The sequence below is a fragment of the Ilumatobacter sp. genome (assembly GCF_039969435.1).
Classification (GTDB): Bacteria; Actinomycetota; Acidimicrobiia; order Acidimicrobiales; family Ilumatobacteraceae; genus Ilumatobacter_A.
This window is the reverse complement of record NZ_JBDVNU010000006.1, coordinates 162508-176262: the sequence shown is the minus strand read 5'-3', so window position 1 is coordinate 176262 and position 13755 is coordinate 162508. Positions and strand designations below refer to the sequence as shown.

General features: G+C 68.1%; 12 protein-coding genes. 6 read left to right on the top strand and 6 right to left on the bottom strand.

Annotation, left to right across the window (positions count from 1 at the left end; all coding sequences use genetic code 11):
• Nucleotides 1–83: 83 nt before the first annotated feature.
• A complete protein-coding gene (locus ABJK40_RS01715) occupies nucleotides 84–719 on the top strand; it encodes a peroxiredoxin (protein ID WP_348478590.1) in 636 nt (211 codons plus the stop codon).
• A 33-nt stretch (nucleotides 720–752) separates the two neighbouring features.
• Here ABJK40_RS01715 and ABJK40_RS01710 read toward each other — a convergent pair whose 3' ends face one another.
• On the bottom strand, nucleotides 753–1256 hold the full coding sequence (locus ABJK40_RS01710) for an adenylyltransferase/cytidyltransferase family protein (protein WP_348478592.1): 504 nt from the start codon (nucleotides 1254–1256) through the stop codon (nucleotides 753–755).
• Nucleotides 1253–4696: an adenylate/guanylate cyclase domain-containing protein gene (locus ABJK40_RS01705; protein ID WP_348478593.1), complete on the bottom strand. Its 3444-nt coding sequence runs from the start codon at nucleotides 4694–4696 to the stop codon at nucleotides 1253–1255. Before ABJK40_RS01705 ends, ABJK40_RS01710 begins: the two co-directional genes overlap by 4 nt.
• A gap of 260 nt (nucleotides 4697–4956) precedes the next feature.
• On the opposite strand from ABJK40_RS01705, the gene ABJK40_RS01700 reads away from it, so the two are divergent.
• Genes ABJK40_RS01700 through ABJK40_RS01690 form a run of 3 tightly spaced genes read left to right on the top strand, consistent with a single transcriptional unit; the run spans nucleotide 4957 to nucleotide 8784 of the window.
• The gene (locus ABJK40_RS01700) at nucleotides 4957–5748 is read left to right on the top strand and encodes an ABC transporter ATP-binding protein (protein ID WP_348478595.1); all 792 of its coding nucleotides are present in this window, start codon (nucleotides 4957–4959) and stop codon (nucleotides 5746–5748) included.
• Between the two features lie 4 nt (nucleotides 5749–5752).
• Nucleotides 5753–8329, top strand: coding sequence for an FtsX-like permease family protein (locus ABJK40_RS01695; protein ID WP_348478596.1), 2577 nt, complete (start codon nucleotides 5753–5755; stop codon nucleotides 8327–8329).
• 53 nt (nucleotides 8330–8382) lie between these two features.
• Nucleotides 8383–8784: a pyridoxamine 5'-phosphate oxidase family protein gene (locus tag ABJK40_RS01690; protein WP_348478597.1), complete on the top strand. Its 402-nt coding sequence runs from the start codon at nucleotides 8383–8385 to the stop codon at nucleotides 8782–8784.
• An 89-nt stretch (nucleotides 8785–8873) separates the two neighbouring features.
• Here ABJK40_RS01690 and ABJK40_RS01685 read toward each other — a convergent pair whose 3' ends face one another.
• A complete protein-coding gene (locus ABJK40_RS01685; RefSeq protein WP_348478598.1) occupies nucleotides 8874–9866 on the bottom strand; it encodes a 2-oxoglutarate and iron-dependent oxygenase domain-containing protein in 993 nt (330 codons plus the stop codon).
• Nucleotides 9867–10024: 158 nt separating this feature from the next.
• Nucleotides 10025–11023, bottom strand: coding sequence for a pyridoxal-phosphate dependent enzyme (locus ABJK40_RS01680; RefSeq protein WP_348478599.1), 999 nt, complete (start codon nucleotides 11021–11023; stop codon nucleotides 10025–10027).
• A 106-nt stretch (nucleotides 11024–11129) separates the two neighbouring features.
• Between ABJK40_RS01680 and ung the strand changes: the two genes are divergently transcribed.
• Together ung and ABJK40_RS01670 are read left to right on the top strand one after the other, a co-directional pair.
• The gene (gene ung / locus ABJK40_RS01675) at nucleotides 11130–11852 is read left to right on the top strand and encodes a uracil-DNA glycosylase (protein ID WP_348478600.1); all 723 of its coding nucleotides are present in this window, start codon (nucleotides 11130–11132) and stop codon (nucleotides 11850–11852) included.
• Between the two features lie 28 nt (nucleotides 11853–11880).
• On the top strand, nucleotides 11881–12756 hold the full coding sequence (locus ABJK40_RS01670) for a YihY/virulence factor BrkB family protein (RefSeq protein ID WP_348478601.1): 876 nt from the start codon (nucleotides 11881–11883) through the stop codon (nucleotides 12754–12756).
• 54 nt (nucleotides 12757–12810) lie between these two features.
• Here ABJK40_RS01670 and ABJK40_RS01665 read toward each other — a convergent pair whose 3' ends face one another.
• On the bottom strand, nucleotides 12811–13332 hold the full coding sequence (locus ABJK40_RS01665; protein ID WP_348478602.1) for an SRPBCC domain-containing protein: 522 nt from the start codon (nucleotides 13330–13332) through the stop codon (nucleotides 12811–12813).
• On the bottom strand, nucleotides 13329–13700 hold the full coding sequence (locus ABJK40_RS01660; RefSeq protein WP_348478603.1) for a metalloregulator ArsR/SmtB family transcription factor: 372 nt from the start codon (nucleotides 13698–13700) through the stop codon (nucleotides 13329–13331). The genes ABJK40_RS01665 and ABJK40_RS01660 overlap by 4 nt, the downstream gene beginning before the upstream one ends.
• Nucleotides 13701–13755: the final 55 nt, after the last annotated feature.

Here is a 13755-nt window from a genome sequence, read left to right as displayed (position 1 = left end):
ACCCGACCATCTGGGTCGGGATTCGCCGTTTGCTCGTTAGCCTCGCGACCTCAGACCCATCCCCTTCGAATCAGGAGATTCACATGGCAGTCCGCCTCGGCGACACCGCACCCGACTTCACCGCCCCCACCACGCAGGGCGACATCAACTTCCACGAGTGGCTCGGCGACTCCTGGGGCGTGCTGTTCAGCCACCCCAAGGACTTCACGCCGGTCTGCACCACCGAACTCGGCACCGTCGCCAAGTTGAAGCCGGAGTTCGACAAGCGCAACACCAAGGTGATCGGTCTGTCCGTCGACCCGGTCGACAGCCACGTCGAGTGGGAGAAGGACATCGAAGAGGTCGTCGGCACCGCCGTCAACTTCCCGATGATCGGCGACCCGGACCGCACCGTCGCCGACCTCTACGACATGATCCACGAGAACGCCAACGACACGCTCACCGTGCGTTCCGTGTTCATCATCGGGCCGGACAAGAAGGTCAAGCTCACGCTGACCTACCCGGCCTCGACCGGGCGCAACTTCGACGAGATCCTGCGCGTCATCGACAGCCTGCAGCTCACCGCCGACCACAAGGTCGCCACCCCGGCCAACTGGAAGGACGGCGACGACGTGATCATCAGCCCGGCCGTGTCGGACGAGGACGCGAAGGACCTGTTCCCCGGCGGCTGGGAACCGGTCAAGCCGTACCTGCGCACCACCAAGCAGCCCAACCGCTGACCCCGGACCTGGGGTCCGACCCGGACCTCGAGGTCAGAATCCTGGATCGTCGAAGATCCAGTGCGACTCGATCCACTGACGGACCGGCAGCGCCACCTTGTCGAGGTGGGCTGCCGGTTCGTCGCGTATCTGGGTCGCGCTGATCGGCACGGCGGTGCGTTGTGGGTCGACGGTGACCGGCAACGCATCGAGTCGTTCCGCGATGCCGGACACGTAGGTGTCCGACGAGAACACGGCATGAGGACCCTCGTCGTACGGCCAGTGCGACCGGAACAGGGCGATCCACCTGGCCCACAGGTCCTCGTCGTCCCAGTCGGTGTCGAGCGAGTGACGGACCACCCGGATCTCCACCGAGGGGTGGAGCTCGGCGAGCCATGCGCCGCGCAACTCACCCGGGATGGTGTCACGGCGGAACGACGAGTTGACGTACAGCACCAGTCGGTCGGTCTGCTCCAACGCCCGCTCGATCATGTACGAGTGGCCGAGATGGGGTGGGTCGAATCGGCCCACGATGAGCCCGGTGCGAAAGTCGCTCACGATGTCGTGCTCCCTGTCGCAGGCGTTCCTGCTGCTGCGCTCACCAGTCCGGCGATGACGCGCTTCCAACCGTCTCCGAGGTGCTCGACCCGGCCCACGTCCACACCTTCGTCCATCGCCTGACTCGCGGATCTCGACAGTGCGATCGCCGCAGCGTCGCCCGCCTCGGTCGCGGTGCGTCGAGCCCGCTCGAGGCGTTCGATGGCGAGCGGCGTGTCGGTCGACGTGAGCGCACTGGCCGCCGCGATGTCGGCGAGCACCCGGTCGAGGTAGGTCGACGTGTCGTCCGTGGTCACCGCGTCGGCGGCGCGGATCGCGTCGTCGGGGATCCCCGCCATCGCCGACGCGATCGCGGTGACGGCCTGAGAGTACGGGCTCGGTTCGGTCACGTCGAGCAGTGTGGCGAGCGCGCGGTCCGGATCGCCCACCTGACACAACCCCAACGCCAGCGTGACGCGCGCCTCGGAGCCACTCGCATGCATTGCCAACATCCGTTCGAGCGCCACTTCTCCGAGCGTGACGGCGCGGGCACCGAGCCCGAGGTGCGCGGCGGTGCCCGCTGCAGCCATGGTCGGAATGGCGAGGTGCCCGAACGAGTCGGCCATCGACAGCGCCTCTTCCAGGCTCCGCTCCGCCTCCTGATCCCGACCGAGCGCGACGAGCGCTCGCATGCGCGGCGCGAGCGCCTGGATGATCCCGAATCGGTCGTTGAGTTCACGGAATCCGGTCAGCGCACGGCGCGACAGTTCCTCGGCCTCGGAGAAGCGACCCGTCCAGAGCCGGATCGACGCCATCAGCGAGTCCATCATCGCCGGCGCCCAGAGCTCGCCGAGTTCGACGGCGTCCCGGCGAACGCTCGACGCGAGTTCCTCGGCATCGGCGAAGCGCCGTTCGAAGAACCGGACGTACGCCAGAAGACCCAGCGCCCACCCCGAACCGGTCCGGTCGCCGAGATCGTCGAACATCCCCGACGACGCGGTCAGGCGCTCCTCGGCGAGCGCCGTGTCACCGGACAGGAACGCGACCCACGCCTGGTGCTGGCGGATCCACGCCAGCCGTCGACGATCGTCCAGCGACTCCGCCATCGCCTCGGCTTCGGCGAGGATCCGGTCGGCGTCCTCCAACGACCCGCCGAACACCTCGACGAAACCGCGGTCGCTCAGCGACGTCGCGAGTTCACGCTCGTCGTCGAGAGTTCGCAGCAGGTCGACACTCGCCGTCAGTTCCGTGCGAGCCGTGTCCAGATCCCCCTGCTGTTGCGCTGCGATGCCGAGCAGTCGACGCGCGATCGCCTCGCGGAGCGGGTCCTCGTCCGCCTCCGCCCGGGTCAGCACCTGCTGCGCATCCTCCTCGGCTCCGCTGGCGTTGCGCCGCTCGAGGGTCGCCGTGGCGCGCAGCAACCTCAGGTCACTGGCGACGACGTGCTCCTCGACCTCGTCGACGAGGGCGAGTGCGCGTGTCGCCTGGTGGACCGCCTGGCTGAACGCCCCGACGTCGAGCGAGCGCTGCGCCGCCGCCTGGAGCAGCTTCACCGCGTGGGTGGACGCATTGGTCGAGAACCCCTCGATGGGACCGATCTCGCGGACGAGTTCGGCCGCAGCGGCCGCGTGGTGGGCGACCTGATCGATCGGGGCGATGCCGAACTCGAGCATCACCGCCGCCGTCCCGGCGTGACGCTGCGCTCGGGAGGACTTCGTGAGCGTCTGGTAGGCGACTTCGCGCACGACGTCGGTCCGGAAGTGCCACCACTGGTCGGTGATGTCGAGCATCCCGACATCGACGAGCGCGTCGAGATCGGCGGGGTCGAAGTTCTGACCCATCTCCTCGGCGAACCGTGCGAGCGAACTGATCGGTCCCGTCGCCCCGAGAACCGACGCGTTGTCGATCACGAGGCGCTGGCTGTTCGGCAGGGCGTCGAGTCGAGCGGCGATCAGGGCGCGCAGTGACCCGGGCAGTGCCGCGTCTCCCGGATGGTCGCGCGCGACCTCGGCGAGTTGGGTGAGGAAGAGCGGGTTGCCGCCGCTGCGCTCGAAGAGTTGATCGTTGAGCGCCGGTGTCACGTCGTCGCCGAGCACCGAGGCGAGCAGGGCGTCGGACTCGGTGCGGGTGAGCGGGTCGAGCGGCATCCGGACGGTGATCGGGTGGTCGTTCGGGAGCGGCCAGTCGATCTCGGCGTCGTCGCGCTGCGCCGTGATCAACAGCACCGGTCGGTCCATGAGCGATCGCGACAGCCGGCCGAGCAGTTCGAGCAGTAGCGGGTCGGCCCACTGCAGGTCGTCGATCCACACCACGACCGGCGCTCCGGCCGAGCGACGATGGAGTCCCTCGACGACGACCTGCATCAGGATCTCGCGCGCCTGGCCGGGAGCGACTCGATCGAGTTCGGACGGATGACCGAACAGGTGCATCGCCCCTTCGACGAACCGACGCAGCCGTGGGTCGGCGGGATCGAATCCGTAGAGCTCGAGCCCCTTCTCCTCGACGATCTGGCGAAGCACGGGCGCCGGGGCAGCGTGGTCCGAGCCCATCAGCTTGAACAGCGCGTGGGCGATCGGCGCCCACACGTTGTTCTCGCCGTACGGTGCGCAGACGCCCGCGAACACCACGGCGTGATGACTGGGGAATCGTGCCAGCGCTTCGTTGACGAGGCGGGTCTTGCCGCTCCCGGCCTCGCCGGACACCGACACCACGGCGCCGCTCCCGTCGGCGACCAAGCCCATCACGGACGACAGCAGCTCACGCTGGGAGTTGCGCCCGACGAACGGCAGGACGTGGCGTGACGACATCGGCATCGACCGGTCGAGGCGGCCGGTGATCCGCCAGATCCGCTCGGTCTGTTCACGACCCCGGAGATCCGCCTCGGCGACCATGACGCGTTCGATCGCCGGTGACAGTTGCGCCTCGGTGCTCGAACCCACGTAGATCCCGCCGGGGGGCGCCATCGACTGGAGACGGGCGGCCACGTTCACGACGTCGCCCATCGCCGTGTAGTCGTCGCCACCCGACACGCGGCCCACCACGACCTCGCCCGTGTTCACCCCGATCCGCAGTCGGACCTGGTGTTCGAGGTCGGTCTGATCGTCGATGAACTCGGCGAGGCGATGATGCATCTCGATCGCGGCACGGACCGCTCGATCGGGGTCGTCCTCGTGCGCGACGGGGGCACCGAACAGAGCGAGGATCCCGTCACCGAGCACCTTGTCCACGGCGCCGCCGAAGCGTTCGATCTCGACGATCAGTTGCGCGAACGCCCCGTCGACCAGACGCTTCACTCGCTCGGGGTCGAGGTGCTCGGACAGCGTGGTGTACCCCACGAGGTCGGCGAACACCATCGTGACGACGCGTCGCTCCTCGACCGCGTACGGGCGGACCTCGTGACCACAGAACGAACAGAAACGCGCACCCTCGGCGAGGGGCTGGGAGCACGCGACGCAGCTCATCACCGGGTGAGCGTAGGCGACGTCACCCGAACGGGGGACGTCCGACACCGCCCGTCGGCGGTCGTCGACGGACCGTCGTCCCCATCCGGCCCAGGGATGTCGCGACCCGCCGACGTCGATGTGACATCGGGCCCACCAGTCCGTCGGAGGCCGGTCGATCACGTGCCCGACCTGGACAATCGTTCGCCCGGCGGATCGCTCGGGATCAAATCGTCGCAATGGTGGATGACGCGCGACTCCGCAGCGGGCAAGCTGTGGCGATGAACACCGAACTCGCGCCCCCGCCTCCTCCTGCCGACGCCTCGGCATCGCCCGCCGGACCGTCCGGCACGGCAGCCGCCGGAGCCGTCGACGCCACCAAGATCTACGGCATCGGCGATGCCGAGGTGCGCGCCCTCGACGGAGTGACCGTGTCGTTCGAGACCGGCAGGTTCACCGCCATCATGGGTCCGTCGGGCTCGGGCAAGTCGACGCTGCTGCACTGCCTCGCCGGGCTCGATTCGCTCACCTCCGGGGCGACCTTCGTCGGCGACACCTATCTCGCCTCCCTCGACGACAAGGCCCTCACCGAACTGCGTCGCACCAAGGTCGGCTTCGTGTTCCAGGCCTACAACCTGATCCCCACGCTCACCGCCGAGGAGAACATCCTGCTGCCGATGATGCTCGGCGGCGACGACGGCGACGCCGAGTGGATCGACAACGTGATCACCACCGTCGGGCTGAAGGACCGCATCCACCACCGGCCCAGCCAGTTGTCGGGCGGGCAGCAGCAGCGGGTCGCCGTCGCTCGGGCGCTCGCGTCGAGACCCCAGATCATCTTCGCCGACGAGCCGACCGGCAACCTCGACTCCACCACCGGCGCCGAGATCCTCGACTTCATGCGACGCGCCGTCAAGGAGTTCGGCCAGACCATCGTGATGGTCACCCACGACCCCGTCGCCGCCTCGTACGCGGATCGCGTGATCTTCGTCGCCGACGGCCAGATCGACGGCGAGCTGCTCGATCCGACCGCCGAGCAGATCCTCGAACGCATGATCCAGATCGGGAACTGAACGAATGGCCGGCTCCACCTCGCTCATCGCACGCAAGAGCATCCGAGCTCGCCTCGGGCGGACCATCGCCATCGTCTTCGCCGTCGTGGCCGGCGTGTCCTTCGTGTCGGGATCGTTCGTCCTCGCGGACAGCCTGACGCGATCGTTCGACGGCCTGATCGAGGACCTCGTCCAGGACGTCGACCTCCAGGTCCGTGGCACCAACGCGTTCGAAGGTGACTCCTTCGGCGGCGACCAGACCTCACCGCCGATCCCCATCGACCTGGCCGACGAGATCCGAGGCATCGACGGGATTGCCGTGATCGAGCCCGATTTCACCGCGAACGCCCAGATCCTGGACGACGAGGGCGATCCGATCGTGGTCACCGGCCCGATGTTCGGCACGCAGTACCAGCCCGACACGCTCGCGGGGATCGAACTCAAGAGCGGCGTGGCGCCCGAGGGGCCCGACAAGTTGGTGCTCGACAAGGCCACCGCGGACCGTGAGGGGTTCGCGCTGGGCGACGACGTCAGCTACTCGACCGACACCGGGATCTACACCGGCGAGCTGGTCGGCACCGTGGGCACACCCGACAGCGACAGTTTCCTCGGCGCATCGATCGTCGCGCTCGACCTCGAGACGGCGCTCGATCACTTCGGTGCTCAGGGCCTCGTGGATCAGATCAACGTCGGGCTCGCCGAAGGAGCCGACATCGACTCCGTCCAGGCCGCCATCTCCGCCACGATCGGCGACGAGTACGAGATCGTCGACCGGAACTTCCTGATCGAGGAGTTCCAGGACCAGATCGGCGAGTTCATCGGCTTCTTCCAGACCGGGCTGCTGATCTTCGCCTTCATCACGGCGTTCGTCGCTGCGTTCATCATCAACAACGTGTTCCAGATCACCATCGGTCAGCGTCTACGCGAACTTGCGCTCCTCCGTGCCATCGGGGCCTCCGGCAAGCAGGTCCGCCGGATGATCACGATCGAGGCGTTCGGCATCGGCGTGGTCGGCACGATCATCGGCATCGTCGCCGGGATCGGCGTCGCGCAACTGATCGTCGCAGCCTTCAACGCGATCGGGGCGGGCTTCCCATCGCCGGGCATCGTGATGAAGCCGCGCACCATCGTCATCTGCGCCGTCGTCGGCATCGGGGTCACGATGCTCTCCGTGATCGTCCCGTCGCGGCGCGCTGCGAAGATTCCGCCGGTCGCCGCCATGCGCCCCGAGATCGGGTTCGCCGCGATCCGTTCGCGACGCCTCGTCGTGGGCACGGTGATGACCGTGGTCGGCGTGGTCGGCCTCCTCGTCGGGCTGTTCGTGTCGCCCGGCGGCACGTTCGGGTTGATCGTTCTCGCCGGCGGCGGCGCCCTGTTGCTGTTCCTCGGTGTCGCGAGCGTCTCGGCGACCGTCGCCACACCCGTCACCCGCGTGATCGGCTGGCCGATCGCCAAGCTGTTCAAGACCCCGGGACGGCTCGCTCGGGACAACGTCGCACGGGCGCCGCGCCGCACGTCGTCGAGTGCGGCAGCGCTGATGATCGGCGTCGCACTCGTGAGTGCCGCGGCCGTGTTCGCGTCGTCGCTCCGTGAGACACTCTCGGCGACTCTCGAGAGCTCCGTCACGTCGGACTACATCGTCACCTCGTCGGGTGGAGGCGGTGGCGGTCCGGGTGGGGGCGGCTTCCCGCCCGCCGTGGTCGAAGCGCTCGCCGCGCTGCCCGAGATCGACGCGGCGACACCGTTCCGCAGTCTCGATGCGTCCGTCGACGGCGATCCGAAGAGCCTCATCGCCGTCGACCCCCAAGCGGCTTCGAGGCTGGTCGACTTCGGCAACGTGGAGGGCGACTTCGCCGACCTCACGGTCGATTCGCTCGCCGTCCAGGAGGAAGCGGCCGACACCGCCGGTTTGGCGTTCGGTGACACCGTCCCCGTCACGTTCCAGAGCGGCGAGACGCGTGACCTGCGGATCGACTTCATCTTCGCCGACAGCGCTCTCGGTTCGAACTGGTTCGTCGGACTCGACCTGTTCGACGAGGTGAGCACCGACCGTCCGAGCGATCAGTTCGCGTTCGCCGCCCTCGCCGACGGCGTCGACCCGGAGGTCGGAGACGAGGCGGTCCGAGCCGTCGCCGAGGAGTTCCCGCAGGTCAGCATCCAGTCCAACGCCGAGTTCCTGCAGGACCAGGAGGACCAGATCAACCAGTTGCTGTTCATCATCGCGATCCTGCTGTTCTTCGCGATCGTCATCGCCGTGATCGGAATCTCGATCACGTTGGCCCTCGGTGTGTTCGAGCGGACGCGCGAGATCGGGCTCCTCCGCGCCGTCGGGATGAATCGTCGTCAGGTGCGCCGATCGGTGCGCTGGGAGGCGGTGATCGTGTCGGTGTTCGGCGCGCTGATCGGGGTGGTCCTCGGCACGTTCCTCGGCGTCGTGCTCAGCTCCGCGGTTCCCGACAACGTGATCAGCGAACTCGCGTTCAGTCCGGGGATCATCGTGCTGATCCTCGTCGGCGCCGTCATCGCCGGGCTCCTCGCCGCCTTGTACCCGATGATCAAGGCCTCGAACATGAACGTCCTCGAAGCGATCTCCACCGAGTAGTCCGTCTCGATCCTCTCCGGCGTGTCTCGTCCGTGCTCGGGTAGACAGGGAGAATGGCTCTGGACCCCGACCGACTCGACGACGACGTGATCACCTTCCTGCGCGAGCGCCACCTCGCGACACTGACGACCTTGCGAGACGACGGCTCCCCGCACGTGGTGGCCGTCGGGTTCAGCTACGACGTCGACGCCAAGGTCGCCCGGGTGATCACCTGGGCCGCCTCCCAGAAGGCCGTCAACGCCGGTCGCATGCAGGAAGCCGGGCAGCGGGCGGTGGTGTGCCAGGTCGACGGCGGCCGCTGGTTGGCCCTCGAGGGACCCGTGCGATTGGTGACCGATCCCGACGGCGTGCAGCCGGGCGTCGACGGCTACGCCGAGCGGTATCAGCAACCCAAGGAGCGCGACGATCGCGCCGTCGTGGAGATCGACGTCGACCGCATCCTCGGCCGCGGCTGAGCCTGGTGTCGGTCAACCGGCGTGACAGACGCGGGGCGAACGGTGTCAGACACCGAATGCAACGCCGTTCGACAGACGCGGTGTGGTGATCAGCCGACTCGGCGGGCGGTTTCGACGAGGTTGATCTCGTAGAGGACCTCGTCGAGCGCGTCGGCGGCCGAGATCGCGCTGTAGCGCTGCGGGGTCTCGGGCGTGCAGCAGGTGGACACCGGGTTGAGGATGGTCCACGGGCGTGGGTGGCAGAACTGGACGACGCTGTACCTCTCGCCCTCGTAGCCGGGTGCGGCGACGACGCGGTGCCAGCCACTCGGGATCGTGCCGTTCGTGAGGCGCTCGAGCATCAGACCCGTGTTGACGATCACTCCGCCGTCCGGCGGGATCGCGTCCTGCCACTCCCCGTTGACCTCGACCTGGAGGCCGGGGGCGGTCGACCGCGGCAGGGCGGTGATCAGGTTGATGTCGGCATGGGCGCCTGCCCAGACGTGACCGGGTTCGCCGTCGGCGCCGAGGGCCACGTCGAGTTCGCTCATCGCCGGGTAGCGGATCGCCCGCGTGAGCGTGGGGCCGTCCTGCACCATGTCGTCGAAGAACGTCTCGTGGCAGCCGATCCCCTCGGCGATCACGCGCAGGAAGCGACGCTGCAGGTCGGCGATCGTGTCGTGGAACGTGTACAGGACCTGGGTGATGCCGGGCACGATCGCCTCGGGCAGCACCTGGTCGGGATAGGCCGCGGTGAACTTGCGCTTGAGCGGATGCCCCTCCACGATCGGCGTGGACCAGTTGAGCATCTCCTTCCAGTCCGGCTTGTCGCTCGACGCAGCAGTCTCCACGAGCAGACCCGTGTAGCCGGTCTGCCCACTCGCACCGGCGGCGGTGGCCGTCTGCTTCTCCTCGGCCGACTTCTCGAAGAATTCGCGGAGCATGGCGTAGGCGGTGTCGAGCAGGTCGTCGGACACGTCGTGGCTCGTGTACACGAAGCCGGTGGCCAGGCTGCGGGTGACGCCGTCGACGACGGCACGTCGTTGCGCTCCCGACCCGGTCTCGAAGGCCAACAGGTCGACATCGAGGATCTCGTCAGTCATGGTTCTGAGCCTACGAGTCCTGTGGCCCCTCGCTCGGCGCGACCACGCCGACCGCCACATCGCTTCCCCCGCGACCCTGCGTCTGCGGCGTCGGTCGTCCAGACGTGAGCGACACCCCGTCCCAGAGCGGGGCGATCCTCACGGCGCAGCGGCGCTGGTCAGGCGAAGAGGGCGGGCCAACCGCCGGTGTGGATGAACACGACGTCGTCGTCGGCCCCCCACCGATCGGAGGCGACGAGTCCCAACAGGCCGGACAGACCCTTGCCGGAGTACACCGCATCCATCAACCAACCGCCCGTGGTGGCGGCCCAGGCGATCGCCGCCGTTCCCGCCTCGGTCGGTACGGCGTAGTCGTCGCCCATCCAGTTCGGGTCGACCTCGACGTCGTCGGGGTCGACGGTCGCATCGAGGTCCATCAGTGCGAGCGCATCGTTCGCGAGCGACGCCACGTCGGGCAGGCCGAGGTTCACTCCTTTGGCCACGCCGATCGCGACGACGTCGGGCGCCGAGTCAAGCGTGAGTCGACCCGAGGCGATCAACGCCGCGCGACCCGCGAGCAGACCAGCGTGCGTCCCTCCGGAGGACGACGTGAACACGATCGCCCGGGGCATCGACCCCTGTGCCTCGAACTGGTCGATCAGTTCCTCGAACGCCAGCGCGTACCCGAGCGCACCGACGGCGGTACTGCCGCCGATCGGGATCGAATACGGAGCGAGGCCCTCGGCGGCGAGCGAATCGGTCAGCGCCTCGCGCACCACCTCGAGCTCACCCCAGTGACTCTCGGCGGCGCCGGTGTGGTGCATCTGCGCACCGAACATCTCCGACAGCAACTGGTTCCCACGTCGGGGTTCGCCGACCGCGGGGGCGTCACCGGACAACACGAGGTGGACCTCGAGCCCCAGGCGAGCACCCGCCGCCGCGGTCATCCGACAGTGGTTCGACTGCGACGCCCCGACGGTGAGCAGCGCCTTGGACCCTCGCGCGACGGCATCGCCGCACAGGAACTCCAGCTTGCGCGCCTTGTTGCCCCCACCGCCGAGTCCGGTGAGATCGTCGCGTTTGATCCACACTCGCGGACCGCCAACGGTCGGCCGACCGGCATCCTCGATGGGAGTGGGCAGCGTGGCGAGGCGGGCTCGTTCCAGGTGGTCGAACACGCCGTCATCGTAGAAGCAGTGCGGCGACGCTCCGACAGCGTCCGTGGACAATGGCCGGATCCGGCGTCATGGTGCTCCGACGATGGTCGTGGCAGGCTGGTCCACGATGACGACGACGGACTGGAACCCGGTGTTGCGCGGAGAGTTCGACGAGCCGTACTGGCGCGAACTGCAGGCCTTCGTGACGAGTGAGCGAGCCGCACACACCGTCTACCCGCCACGCGACGAAGTGTTCGCGGCGCTGCATCTCACGCCACTGGCCGACGTGCGGGTGGTCATCCTCGGACAGGACCCGTACCACGGTCCCCGCCAGGCACACGGACTCGCGTTCTCGGTCCGTCGCGGTGTCCGGATCCCTCCATCGCTGCGCAACATCCATCAGGAACTCCGCGACGACGTCGGTGTCGAGCCACCCGACCACGGCAACCTCGAGGCGTGGGCCCGACGCGGGGTGCTGCTGCTCAACACGTCGCTCACCGTGCGCGCCGGTCAGGCCGCCTCGCACTCCGGCAAGGGGTGGGAGACGTTCACGGACCGCGTCATCTCGACCGTCGCCTCCAGTGACCAGTCGATGGTGTTCATCCTGTGGGGCAACCACGCACGCCAGAAGAAGTCGCTGATCGTCGCGTCGGCAGCCGGCGACGATCCCGACCGACACTCGGTCATCGAGTCGACGCATCCATCGCCGTTCGCCGCTCGCAACGGCTTCTTCGGCAGCCGACCGTTCAGTCGGGCCAACGAGGCGCTCGTCGCCGCCGGGCGCACACCGGTCGACTGGAGCCTCGACGCCGACCCGGCCAGCGGGTCCGAGTCGAACCCGGTGGCGTGACCCGCCCCGTGTCGGGTACACACTGACCATGGCGTGGACGACGAGCGACACCGTGATGACCTACCGCGAGCGGTATCGAGCCGTCGATGTGTTCGCCGAGATGATGGACGGGTGGCGCCGGCACCTCTCGGGTCGGAACGCATCCCTGCTGGCCTTCTTCACGTTCCTCTCGATCTTCCCGCTGATGCTCGCGGCGGTCACGATCCTCGGCTATCTGCTGGAAGGTGACCCCGAACTACGCCAGCGCATCGTCGACAGCGCCGCATCGGAGATCCCGGTCATCGGTGACGACTTCAAGGAGGTCGGCGCGATCCAGGGCAGTGTGCTCGGACTCGCGGTCGGGCTCGGCGGCGCACTGTGGTCGTCGACGAAGGCGTTCGTCGGCCTCCAGGGCGCGCTCGACGACACGTGGGAGATCCCGGTCGACGACCGTGCAGGAATGCCTGCCCAGCGAGGCAAGGCGTTGCTCGGCCTGGCGATCATCAGCGCCTCACAGATCGGCAGCCTCGTGGTCGCCAGCATCATCAGCGAAGCCGGACTCCCCGTGATCGGCACGATCGCTCTGATCGCCGTGACGGTCGTGATCAACATCCTGGTGATCGCCTCGATGTACCGCTTCCTCACGTCCTACACCCCGACCTGGAGCGACGTCTGGCTCGGCGCGATCATCGCCGGCATCGTCTTCACCGTGCTCCAGCAGTTCGGCCCGCGACTCGTCAAGCAGTTCGCCGAGGGTCCGGATGCGTTCGCCGTGATCAACACCGTGATCGGATTGATCACGTGGCTCAGCCTGGTCGGCATCACCGTGATCATGTGCGCCGAGTTGAACGCCGCCCGCAAACGACTCGGTGACGGCACCCACGTGCAACGTGGAGCGGAGATGAACATCGCGATCCGCAACTGACGGGTCGCGCGTGTCCGCGACATCCGCGATTCCCGGGGGACGTCGCGCGACGACTCAGGAGTCGGCGAGCAGCTCGCGGTATTCGTCGACGTGGCCACCCGGCTCGTGCGAGACGAAGGGTTCCGGATCGTCGGTGTCGACGAGTGCGACCAGGAGGTCGAGGCACGCGTGGTAGCCGTCGGCGGTGAGCTCGACCCCTGCGGTCGTGTCCACGACCCAGGTGGTGAACACGAGCCGCGTCGCGTCGTCGCCATCGGGATGCAACTCGAAGATCAGCGTGTCGCGGTCCCACTGCCACGAGAACGTGTGCGGTGGGTCCCACGTGAGGATCCGACCGGGCATCGTCCGATCGACGATCTCGTACTTCTCGGCCACATCGGGCCAGAATCGGACCTCGACCTCGGCACCCTCGCGTCGTGCGCCGACGATGTCGGCCGGCATCCAGTGGCGAAGCTGGTCGGAGTCGGTCAGCGCACGCCACACCCGGTCCGGTGGATGGGCCAGGCGGCGCTCGAATCTCAGACCGACCGTGTCGCCGTCGTGCAGGATCTCGCCGAGGGGATGTGCGGATGTCATGGCTGGTCTCCATCGTGGTCGGGGTGGTCGGGGTGGTCGGGGTGATGAAGGTCGGCGGACCGATCGTCGGGATTCTGGTCGAGGAACGCTTCCAGTGCGTCGAGCCGGGACGCCCAGACCCGACGGAACGGCAGGAGCCAGACCTCGAGCTCGGCCAATGGCTCGGGGAGGAGGTGGTAGATCCGCCGATTCGCGTCGACCCGCGCCTCGACGAGGCCGGCTTCGCGCAGCAGGCGCAGGTGTTTCGAGACGGTGGGTTGGCCGACGTCGAGGGCATCGACGATCTGACCCGCCGACCGGTCTTCCTCGAGGAGCAACGAGAGGATCGCCCGCCGGTTCGGCTCGGCCACGGCCGCAAATATCGTCACTCGACAATATTGCCAGACAGCGATCCCGCCGTCAACCCGGACTCACGGCCACGGC

Coding starts and splice junctions, on each gene's coding strand:
- ABJK40_RS01665 (WP_348478602.1), bottom strand. CDS start 13,332: ATGACATCCGCACATCCCCTCGGCGAGATCCTGCACGACGGCGACACG.
- ABJK40_RS01670 (WP_348478601.1), top strand. CDS start 11,881: ATGGCGTGGACGACGAGCGACACCGTGATGACCTACCGCGAGCGGTAT.
- ABJK40_RS01695 (WP_348478596.1), top strand. CDS start 5,753: ATGGCCGGCTCCACCTCGCTCATCGCACGCAAGAGCATCCGAGCTCGC.
- ABJK40_RS01690 (WP_348478597.1), top strand. CDS start 8,383: ATGGCTCTGGACCCCGACCGACTCGACGACGACGTGATCACCTTCCTG.
- ung (WP_348478600.1), top strand. CDS start 11,130: ATGACGACGACGGACTGGAACCCGGTGTTGCGCGGAGAGTTCGACGAG.
- ABJK40_RS01705 (WP_348478593.1), bottom strand. CDS start 4,696: ATGAGCTGCGTCGCGTGCTCCCAGCCCCTCGCCGAGGGTGCGCGTTTC.
- ABJK40_RS01685 (WP_348478598.1), bottom strand. CDS start 9,866: ATGACTGACGAGATCCTCGATGTCGACCTGTTGGCCTTCGAGACCGGG.
- ABJK40_RS01700 (WP_348478595.1), top strand. CDS start 4,957: ATGAACACCGAACTCGCGCCCCCGCCTCCTCCTGCCGACGCCTCGGCA.
- ABJK40_RS01715 (WP_348478590.1), top strand. CDS start 84: ATGGCAGTCCGCCTCGGCGACACCGCACCCGACTTCACCGCCCCCACC.